Origin of the sequence: Pseudomonas sp. 21LCFQ010, from assembly GCF_024129905.1 — a bacterium.
Lineage (GTDB): Bacteria > Pseudomonadota > Gammaproteobacteria > Pseudomonadales > Pseudomonadaceae > Aquipseudomonas.
In genome coordinates this window covers 46,057-54,844 of record NZ_JAMYDZ010000035.1, presented here as the reverse complement: position 1 = coordinate 54,844, position 8,788 = coordinate 46,057, and the positions used below count along the sequence as shown (strand labels likewise).

General features: G+C 61.2%; 9 protein-coding genes and 1 tRNA gene. 4 read left to right on the top strand and 6 right to left on the bottom strand.

Going from position 1 to position 8,788, the window contains the following annotated elements:
• Positions 1–199, top strand: a 199-nt coding sequence (locus tag NJC38_RS26710; protein WP_253117874.1) for a hypothetical protein, incomplete at its 5' end; no start/stop codon positions are given.
• Positions 200–356: 157 nt separating this feature from the next.
• Here NJC38_RS26710 and NJC38_RS26705 read toward each other — a convergent pair.
• A tRNA-Thr gene (locus NJC38_RS26705) sits at positions 357–432 on the bottom strand.
• 164 nt (positions 433–596) lie between these two features.
• Between NJC38_RS26705 and NJC38_RS26700 the strand changes: the two genes are divergently transcribed.
• Both NJC38_RS26700 and NJC38_RS26695 read left to right on the top strand, forming a co-directional pair.
• Positions 597–1,592 carry a J domain-containing protein gene (locus NJC38_RS26700; RefSeq protein ID WP_253117873.1) on the top strand — a complete coding sequence of 332 codons (996 nt, stop codon included), beginning with the start codon at positions 597–599 and terminating at the stop codon, positions 1,590–1,592.
• Between the two features lie 355 nt (positions 1,593–1,947).
• Entirely contained in the window at positions 1,948–2,265 is a 318-nt protein-coding gene (locus tag NJC38_RS26695) for a hypothetical protein (RefSeq protein ID WP_045484573.1), read from the top strand.
• 185 nt (positions 2,266–2,450) lie between these two features.
• Here the strand turns inward: NJC38_RS26695 and NJC38_RS26690 are convergent, their stop codons facing one another.
• From NJC38_RS26690 to NJC38_RS26670, 5 genes are all read right to left on the bottom strand, one after another.
• On the bottom strand, positions 2,451–3,680 hold the full coding sequence (locus NJC38_RS26690; protein ID WP_253117872.1) for a methyltransferase: 1,230 nt from the start codon (positions 3,678–3,680) through the stop codon (positions 2,451–2,453).
• A gap of 133 nt (positions 3,681–3,813) precedes the next feature.
• On the bottom strand, positions 3,814–4,503 hold the full coding sequence (locus NJC38_RS26685) for an ABC transporter permease (protein WP_045484571.1): 690 nt from the start codon (positions 4,501–4,503) through the stop codon (positions 3,814–3,816).
• A complete protein-coding gene (locus NJC38_RS26680) occupies positions 4,503–5,195 on the bottom strand; it encodes an ABC transporter permease (protein ID WP_253117871.1) in 693 nt (230 codons plus the stop codon). Before NJC38_RS26680 ends, NJC38_RS26685 begins: the two co-directional genes overlap by 1 nt.
• Positions 5,196–5,265: 70 nt before the next feature.
• Complete coding sequence (locus NJC38_RS26675; protein WP_253117870.1) at positions 5,266–6,030, bottom strand: ABC transporter substrate-binding protein; 765 nt, start codon at positions 6,028–6,030, stop codon at positions 5,266–5,268.
• 14 nt (positions 6,031–6,044) lie between these two features.
• Complete coding sequence (locus NJC38_RS26670) at positions 6,045–6,818, bottom strand: ABC transporter ATP-binding protein (protein ID WP_045484562.1); 774 nt, start codon at positions 6,816–6,818, stop codon at positions 6,045–6,047.
• Between the two features lie 533 nt (positions 6,819–7,351).
• Here NJC38_RS26670 and gabP point away from each other — a divergent pair.
• Positions 7,352–8,746, top strand: coding sequence for a GABA permease (gene gabP / locus NJC38_RS26665; RefSeq protein ID WP_045484559.1), 1,395 nt, complete (start codon positions 7,352–7,354; stop codon positions 8,744–8,746).
• Positions 8,747–8,788: the final 42 nt, after the last annotated feature.

Genomic DNA, 8,788 nt, shown 5'->3' with positions numbered 1-8,788 from the left:
TTACCGGCGTACTCGAAATCGGAAAAGCTCATCTGACTCATGGGATGGCGGGCTTGTAGAGGGCAGTTGGACGGAGGGCTATTTCAGCACAGGTCAGATGGCCTGTGGTGACTTGATCGGAGAATCCCTAGAAGTGCTGGTCTCTTTCCAGAAGAAAGAAACGGGCACAGGTTGGCGCAATATTCAGCCAGGCGGGTAGGTTGCTGCAGGGCTGCGAGGTTCGGTGTATCTGGCGCACGACTCTTATTGGTGCTGGATACTTTGGAATCCGACAAAACCCCAAAACGAAAAAACCCGCCAGAAGGCGGGTTTTCGTGGATTCCAGAGATTTTGAAAGCCTTCTCTGCAACCTTGTATGGTGCCGGCACCAAGAATCGAACTCGGGACCTACTGATTACAAGTCAGTTGCTCTACCGACTGAGCTATACCGGCAATGGCGAAGGAGTATATAGAGTCTGGCGCGCTTGTAAAGCCTACCTGCCTGATTAGCTTGAAAAAATCGCCATGTGGTGTCGCTGGTCGTCGGGCATTGAAGCTCTGGCGTTTCAGGCCGATACAGTTGCCGAGCTGGCATGTGGCCATGGAATGCAGGTGCAATGCAGAATACCCTCACCCATTACGAGCAGTTGAACGTTGCGCGGGATGCGACGCCTGAGCAGATCAAGCGGGCGTATCGCAAGCTGGCGCAGCAGCTGCATCCCGATCGCAATCCGGCTGAGGATGCGTCGGAGTTGATGAGCCGGGTCAATGCGTCGCATGAGGTGTTGGCCAATCCGGCGCGACGGTTGTTGTATGACGCGCAACTGCTGGAGCAGGAGCGGCGTCAGCAGAGGGCTCAGGCGGTGGTGGTGCAGGGGCGTCAGGGTGCGGCGGTGTATGCGGCGGCGGCTCAGGCGGGTTCGTCTGCGACGGCGCCCGCTGCGCGGGCGGCCAAGGCGCGGCCTGCTTCGGCTGCGGGTGGCGGGCAGCCGGTTTCCAAGCGTCGGCGGCGGCGCACGTTGGTGCGTTGGGTGTTGTTGTTCATGACTTTCTGCGCGGCCGGTGTGTGGATGGGCTATGACCACAACGCCAGGCTGTCGTATACGCCGACCGAAGCGTTGCCGGTGTATGTCCGGCCGGCGTCGGAGCCGGAGCGGGTCGAGCGTGTGTTGCCGGTGTCGCCGCCTGTGCCGGCCGAGCCTGAGTGTGCGGTGCCGGCGCTGGACCCGCTGGGGGCGGCGTGGCCGCTGGATGCGGGTTATCTGCAAGGCATGCCGTTGCTGAGGAACAATGGTTGGTCGCAGATTGTGGTGGATAACCGCGGTGGCGATTCGGCGGTGTATGCCAAGGTCACTGATGCGGTGGGGCGCAATGCGTTTCGGCATGCCTATGTGCCGCCGGGTGAGCAGTTCAGTTTTGCCCGGATGGACGCCGGTTACTATCAGCTCAAGTACCAGATGCTCAAAACCGGCTGTGTGTTTGCCACCAACCGCATTCTGCTTGAAGAGACGCCGATGGGCAGCCAGGTGAAGTCCAGTGTCTATCGGCTGACGCTGAGCAAGCTCAAAGGCCGCTCGTTTGCGCCGACACAACTCAAGCTCAATCAGTTCTGATCGCGGGCTGCGGTGAAGATTTGCAATGGTTTCCGGGGTGTTTTTGCGGGATGCGTCCCTTTCTTTTGACAGACATTTCCGACAGAATCCCGACCCGCTTGCGCCCCACCCAATGCGCTTCTAGTCTGCGCCAGTCACCGATTTCCGGTGAACGGGTTTAGTCGCCCGCATTGAGTTAAAGCGCATAGCGCCGCCGTTCCGTTGGCCTGTTCAAAGGCCAACGTTCTATGGCGGCTGTGCCAGGGCATCTTCGGATGCACCGGTTTTAGCTCACCGGACGACTAACCTGCGTACAGCCGCCACCCTATCGTTTAGTCGTGATCAGGTGGCAGCTCACTGTAAGGAGCTAAAGCACATGGTCAACGATACTTCCGATAAACCCGGCAGCAAGACACTGCTTCCTGTCCTGAATCAATCCATCGTAGAACGCGCCCTGGCGCATTACCTGCCCGCCACCGACGTTGTAGAAAACAACCCCGCCACTATCCCTCCGCATCTTGAGACCACACTGCTTCACGCGCTGGATTTCCTGCGTTGTGCGGCGGCGACGTCCTGTGAGTTGGGCGAGGGTCTTAGCGGTGCTCAGCGCAGCCTGGCGTTCTCGTCGATGCACATGGCGGAGATGGCCAGAGTGATGGTGGAGCGCTCACTGGCGTGCGTCGAGCAACCCTGATGGCCGCATGTTTGCAGGTTTATTCACAAGTTCCGTAAACATGAAATTTTTCTGATGTGCGGTCCGGGTTCTGAGCGGTGCCCGGCCGCAAACCATTGAGCCAGAACGGGCTTGACTTTGAATACACGCCGAAAGCCCGGCATTGTCGGGCGCTTTCTACAGACGTTTTCCCCAGCTTCCGGAATTTAATCAACAGAGTTATCCACAGGTTGTGCGGTCATTTGTCGGGCAATCAACAGCAGGTTGCGCGGGGTCAGTTCAGGCGCGCAGAAGGTGCCGAGTTGCACGTTATAGCCCTGTTCTTGCAGGTAAAGTGCCCGGTCCAGCACCAGCCACATCTCCAGCGGCCGACGGAACAAATTGCGCACAAGCTCCAGATTCCGGACTTCTGCCAGCCGTTGCCAGCCTTGTGCCTCCAGTGCAGCCCAGTCTTGTGGGCCTGGTATGGGCAGTTGTTTGCGGGCGGCCAGTTCATGGCAGTAATCGGCGTAAGGTTTCGCCAGCCACGCGACCGGCAGCGAAGGGGTGGGTAAATAGTTGTCCACACAGCGTAACCGGCGCTGGAGCAGATCAAAGCCCAGCCGCCGCGCCATCGACAGGTCGCGCTGGCGACGTACCCGGGCGGGCGCGGTGACGGTCTCGCTCAATGGCAGGCCAAGGTCATCCCGAGACAGTTGCAGCGCCGACACTTGCCCCGCCTGCGACAACGGCTGGTAATGAGCGTGGGCGGTGCGGTTGTAGCAGCACGGCGCAATCGCCAGTTGCGGGCAGCCGGTGGCGCTGGCCAGTTGCATCAATTGCACATGCAGATCGCCGCAGGCATGCAGTGCCACGGCGGTGTGGTCGGCGTGCAGATGGCTGGCGGTCTCGACAGCCATCACGTCTTGCTGCACATGTTGGGCGTTGACCCGATGGCGCAAGCTCAGCTCACGACCGGCCTCGACTAATGCCGGGTCGTACTCCAGGCAGGTCAGGCGCTGACCGGGGCCAGTGAGTCGGCGGCCCAGATGACCTTTGCCGGCGCACCAGTCGAGCCAGTGGGTCGGGGTTGCCGGCAGGTTCAGGTGGCTGGCGAAGGCCTCGATCTGTTGCCATTTGCGGCCGGGTACATCGACGCTCAGGCGTGGCTCCACCGGGTTTAGCGGTTGGCTGGGCAACTCGTCAGCCCGTGCCAGCGCCACGGCCTGGGCGGCCAGTTGGCTGAACGGCTCCGGGGCTTGCAGGTGTTCGGGGTGGTTGTGCGCGGCTTCGGCTTGTTCCACTGTGCGGCTGCGCAGCCATTGCGAGAGCTGTGGGTAAGTGGCTTCCCATGGCAGGCGCAGTTCAGTGAAGGGCTTGGGTCGCCAGAGTGCCTGGTGCTCGATGAGGAAGCGGTCCAGGGCCTGGAAGCGGCTGAGCAGGTCGGAGGTGGACATGGTGGTTGGGCCGCTCAGCGGGAGAAGAGTGGAGGGCGATGGGTACGGTGGTATGACCCGTAGGAGCTGCTTTAGCAGCGAAAAGCTTCGCTGCTAAAGCAGCTCCTACGGGGTATGCGTGCCGCCAGCTTGATCAGCGCCCGTGAGTCATGTCCACCCGCAGCGCTTTCTCCAGCAATTTAAAGCCTTGCACCAGCAAGAACGACATCACCAGGTAGAACATCCCCGCCGCGAAGAAGATCTCCACCGGCAGGTAGGTGCGGGCGATGATGGTGCGGGCCATGCCGGTCAGTTCTAGCAGGGTGATGGTGCTGGCCAGGGCGCTGGCCTTGAGCATCAGGATCACTTCGTTGCTGTACGCCGGCAGGCCGATACGCGCGGCGCGGGGCAGGATGATGTAGAACAGCGCCTTGTTCTTCGACATGCCCAGGGCGCGGGCGGCTTCGATTTCGCCGGGTGGCACGGCCTGGATCGCGCCGCGCAGAATCTCGGCAATGTAGGCGGCGGTGTGCAGGGTCATGGTGATGACCGCACACCAGAACGGGTCGCGCAGGTACGGCCACAACGCGCTTTGCCGCACCGCCTCAAACTGCGCCAGGCCGTAGTAGACCAGAAACAGCTGCACCAGCAGCGGCGTGCCACGGAAGAAGAAAATGTAAGCGTAGGGCAGGGCGCGGATCGGCAGGTGCTTCGATGAGCGGGCGATGCCCAGCGGGATGGCCAGGATCAGCCCGGCAATGACCGCGATGGCCACCAGTTCCAGGGTCAGGGTCGCGCCCTGGGCCAGGCGTGGCAGCCACTTGATGATGACTTCCCAGTTCATCAGGCGCTCCTCGTGAAGCCGCGTGCGGCGCGTTTTTCCAGAAAGTACATACCGGTCATGGCCACTACGGTCAGCGCCAGGTACATGAAGGCGGCCGCCAGGTAGAAGGTGAACGGTTCTTTGGTAACGCTCACGGCAATCTGCGCGTGGCGCATGATCTCTTCGAGGCCGATCACCGACACCAGCGCGGTGTCTTTCATCAGGATCATGAACAGGTTGCCAAGACCGGGCAGGGCGATGCGCCACATCTGCGGCATCACCACCCGAAAGAAGATCCGTGGCCGCGACATGCCCAGCGCCAGCCCGGCTTCGCGGTGACCTTTGGGCACGGCCAGCAGGGCGCCGCGAAACACTTCAGTGGCGTAAGCGCCGAAGCACAGCCCCAGCGCGATGACCCCGGCGGCGAAGGCGTTGAGTTCCAGGCCGGGAATCCCGATCAGCTCGCCCAGTGCCCGCAGGCCGTTGACGGTGCCGAAGTAGATCAGCAGCACCCAGAGCAGCTCGGGCACGCCGCGCACCAGCGTCGAATAGGCGCCGCCGAGCCATTGCAGGCCGCGGTGCGATGAGGTTTTGGCGAGGGCGCCAAGCAGACCCAGCACCAGCCCCAGGCACAGGGCCGAGAGGGCGAGCTTGACGGTCATCAGCATGCCAGCCGCAAGGGCCGGGCCGAATTCGTGGAGTTCGAAGTTCATGGGCAGGCTTTTTCAGGCCACCGTGGCCGGCCGCTGCGCCCTCGCGGGGCAGCGGCTGGCGCAGGGCGAATCAGAGGATACTGAACGGGAAGTACTTGTCGTTGATCTTCTTGTAGGTGCCGTCAGCGATGATTTCTTTCAGGGCTACGTTGAGCTTCTCGCGCAGTGCGTCGCCTTTACGGACGGCGATGCCGACCTTGTCGTTTTCTTCGACCGGGTTGCCCTTGAACTCGAAGTTCGCGCCGTCTTTGCTTTTCAGCCACTCGTAGCTGACGTACTTGTCGGCCAGGATCGCATCGCTGCGGCCGGCAGTCAGGTCCAGGTAGGCGTTTTCCTGGGTGTCATACAGGGTCGCTTTCACGTCGCTGCCCAGGTTGTCTTCCAGCCAGGTGGCGGCCAGGGTGGCGCGCTGGGCGCCAACGGTCTTGCCGTCGAGCTCTTTCTTCAGCGTTGCGACGCTGTCGGCTTTCAGCTCAGTGCTTTTCGGCGCAATGAACTGCAGCTTGTTGGAGTAGTACGGGTCGGTGAAGTCCACCGCCACTTTGCGCTCTTCGGTGATCGACAGCGACGACACCAGGAAGTCGAACTTCTTGGCGTTCAGGGCCGGGATGATGCCGTCCCAGTCGGAGGTCACCGCCTGGCACTCGACTTTCATCTTGGCGCACAGGGCCTGGGCGATTTCATAGTCGAAGCCCACGACCTGGCCGCTGGCGTCCTTGTTGTTGAATGGCGGGTAAGCCGCCTCGATGCCGAACTTGAGGGTTTCGGCGAACGCGTTGCCGGTGATTGCCAGTGTGGCAGCGGTGGCCAGCAGTAACTTCTTGTACGTCTGCATGGGTGTTGCTCCGTTTAACGATTGCTCGACATGAATTGTTGACACCTTACCGACCGTGGGGCCTCGAAGACTTGCTGGGGTGTGCCCTGCTCTTCGACCTGCCCCTGGTGCAGGAAGACTACTTCACTGGAGACTTGCCGGGCGAAATTCATTTCATGGGTCACCAGCAGCATGGTCCGGCCTTCTTCGGCCAGGCCACGGATGACGTTGAGCACTTCCTGGACCATTTCCGGGTCGAGTGCCGAAGTCGGCTCGTCGAACAGGATCACTTTCGGCTGCATGGCCAGGGTCCGGGCAATCGCCGCACGTTGCTGCTGACCGCCAGAGAGCTGAGTCGGGAAGGCATGGCGCTTGTCAGCAATGCCGACTTTGGCCAGCAGCGCTTCGGCCACCTCGATGGCTTCAGCCTTGCTCTGGCCCAGCACCCGGCGCGGCGCCTCGATGATGTTGTCGAGCACGCTCATGTGCGGCCAGAGGTTGAAGTTCTGGAACACGAAACCGATTTCGCTGCGCAGCCGGTTGATCTGCCGGTTATCGGCGGCCACCAGCTCGCCGTTGCGCGCAGCCTTCAGGCGCAGTTCTTCACCGGCGACCAGAATCTGGCCTTCGTGCGGGTTTTCCAGCAGGTTGATGCAGCGCAGCAGGGTCGACTTGCCAGAGCCGGACGAGCCAAGAATCGAGATGACATCGCCATCGCGGGCGGTCAGCGAGACGCCCTTGAGTACATCAAGCTTGCCGTAACGCTTGTGCAGATTGCGGATTTCCAGGGCGGGCGTGGCCTCGGCCATGTGGGTTCCTCATAGATAGATACGCTCCTGCTTGTTGGTGGCCTTCCTTGGCGTGCGCCAAGCTAGCATAGCGCCAGAATCGGACCATAGTGCCAAAGCTGCAGGATGTGGCGGCGTGTCGCATGGATGCAGGGGACTGTCGCCGCAACAGAAACCGCTCATGCCGGGGGATTGCCCCATTGCCGACGGCCTTGCGCAAAAAAGGCGCGATGTTGCCAGCTTTGGCCGGTACAGGGAAGCCGCTTGTGCCCGGCGGTTACGTTTTGCTGCGCACCATAACAGTGCCTGTTACTACAGAGTGTTTCTCGCTGGTGCGTTGACGCCCGTTCGCTTGTGGCATTCGGTAACAAATCCCGAACAGCCCCGTAAAAGATCTCGATCGTTTTTTCGTCTGTAAGTCAGGTGGTTCCTGAGCGACGTCGTTTTTGGAACATTCTGGCGCGGAATTTGCGTAAAGAATAAAGAACATCGCCGTAGCATTCTTTTTACGAAGCGCTCCGATGTGTCTGGCTCGTCTCGCAAAGGTGCTTTAAATGAGCAATTCCGCAAATTTCTCTACCCTCGACCAAGGGTTGAAACCTCGGCACATCACCATGCTGTCGATTGCCGGGGTAATCGGTGCCGGTTTGTTTGTCGGCTCCGGGCATGCCATCGCCGCCGCTGGCCCGGCCGTGCTGCTGGCCTATGCCGCTGCCGGTACGCTGGTGGTGCTGGTGATGCGCATGCTGGCCGAAATGGCCGTGGCTTCTCCGGACACCGGCTCGTTTTCGACCTATGCCGACCGCGCCATCGGTCGCTGGGCCGGCTTCACCATCGGCTGGCTGTACTGGTGGTTCTGGGTGCTGGTGATCCCGCTGGAAGCCAACGCGGCTGCAGCGATCCTGCATGCCTGGTGGCCGAACATCTCGTTCTGGGTCTACTCGCTGGTCATTACCCTGCTGCTGACCGCGACCAACCTGTTCAGTGTGAAGAACTACGGCGAGTTCGAGTTCTGGTTCGCGCTGATCAAAGTGCTGTCCATCGTCGCCTTCGTTGCGCTGGGCCTGGCAGCGATTTTCGGCTTTCTGCCGACCAGCCAGGTCAGCGGCGTCAGCCACCTGTTCGACACCGGCGGCTTCATGCCTAACGGTATGGGCGCGGTGCTCGCAGCGATTTTGACCACCATGTTCTCGTTCATGGGCACCGAGATTGTCACCATTGCAGCGGCCGAGTCCAAAGACCCGGCGAAACAGATTACCAAGGCTACCAACTCGGTGATCTGGCGGATCTGCCTGTTCTATCTGGTGTCGATCTTCATCGTGGTCGCGCTGGTGCCGTGGAACGACCCACTGCTGGCTTCTGTCGGCTCCTACCAGACCGTGCTGGAGCGCATGGGCATTCCCAACGCCAAGATGGTGGTGGACATCATCGTCTTGATCGCCGTCACCAGCTGCCTGAACTCGGCGCTGTACACCGCCTCGCGCATGCTCTACTCGCTGGGCAAACGCGGTGATGCACCAGCCGTTGCCAAACGCACCACCCAGGCCGGTACGCCTTACTGGGCGGTGATGCTGTCGACCGCAGCGGCATTCCTGACCGTGATCGCCAACTACATCGCCCCAGAAGCTGTGTTCCAGTTCCTGCTGGCCAGCTCCGGCGCCATCGCTTTGCTGGTGTACCTAGTGATCGCCGTGTCGCAACTGCGCATGCGCCGCAAACTGGTCGCCAGCGGCGAGCCGCTGACCTTCCGCATGTGGCTGTTCCCGTGGCTGACCTGGGCGGTGATCATCTTCATCAGCGGCGTGCTGATCACCATGTTGTTCATGGAAAAACACCGCATGGAAATCGTCGCCACCGCGCTGCTGAGCCTGGGTGTGGTTGCCACCGGTTTGCTGGTTTCACGGCGCCGCAAGGCGGCGGGTGAGCAGGGCGCTGCAGCGCTGAACTGACCGCAGATCGGCCCCGGTGCGTCGGGGCTGACTTGCCCGTAG

Excerpts from the sequence above, each read along its gene's own strand:
- NJC38_RS26700 (WP_253117873.1), top strand. The coding sequence starts at position 597 with ATGCAGAATACCCTCACCCATTACGAGCAGTTGAACGTTGCGCGGGAT.
- NJC38_RS26695 (WP_045484573.1), top strand. The coding sequence starts at position 1,948 with ATGGTCAACGATACTTCCGATAAACCCGGCAGCAAGACACTGCTTCCT.
- NJC38_RS26690 (WP_253117872.1), bottom strand. The coding sequence starts at position 3,680 with ATGTCCACCTCCGACCTGCTCAGCCGCTTCCAGGCCCTGGACCGCTTC.
- NJC38_RS26685 (WP_045484571.1), bottom strand. The coding sequence starts at position 4,503 with ATGAACTGGGAAGTCATCATCAAGTGGCTGCCACGCCTGGCCCAGGGC.
- NJC38_RS26680 (WP_253117871.1), bottom strand. The coding sequence starts at position 5,195 with ATGAACTTCGAACTCCACGAATTCGGCCCGGCCCTTGCGGCTGGCATG.
- NJC38_RS26675 (WP_253117870.1), bottom strand. The coding sequence starts at position 6,030 with ATGCAGACGTACAAGAAGTTACTGCTGGCCACCGCTGCCACACTGGCA.
- NJC38_RS26670 (WP_045484562.1), bottom strand. The coding sequence starts at position 6,818 with ATGGCCGAGGCCACGCCCGCCCTGGAAATCCGCAATCTGCACAAGCGT.
- gabP (WP_045484559.1), top strand. The coding sequence starts at position 7,352 with ATGAGCAATTCCGCAAATTTCTCTACCCTCGACCAAGGGTTGAAACCT.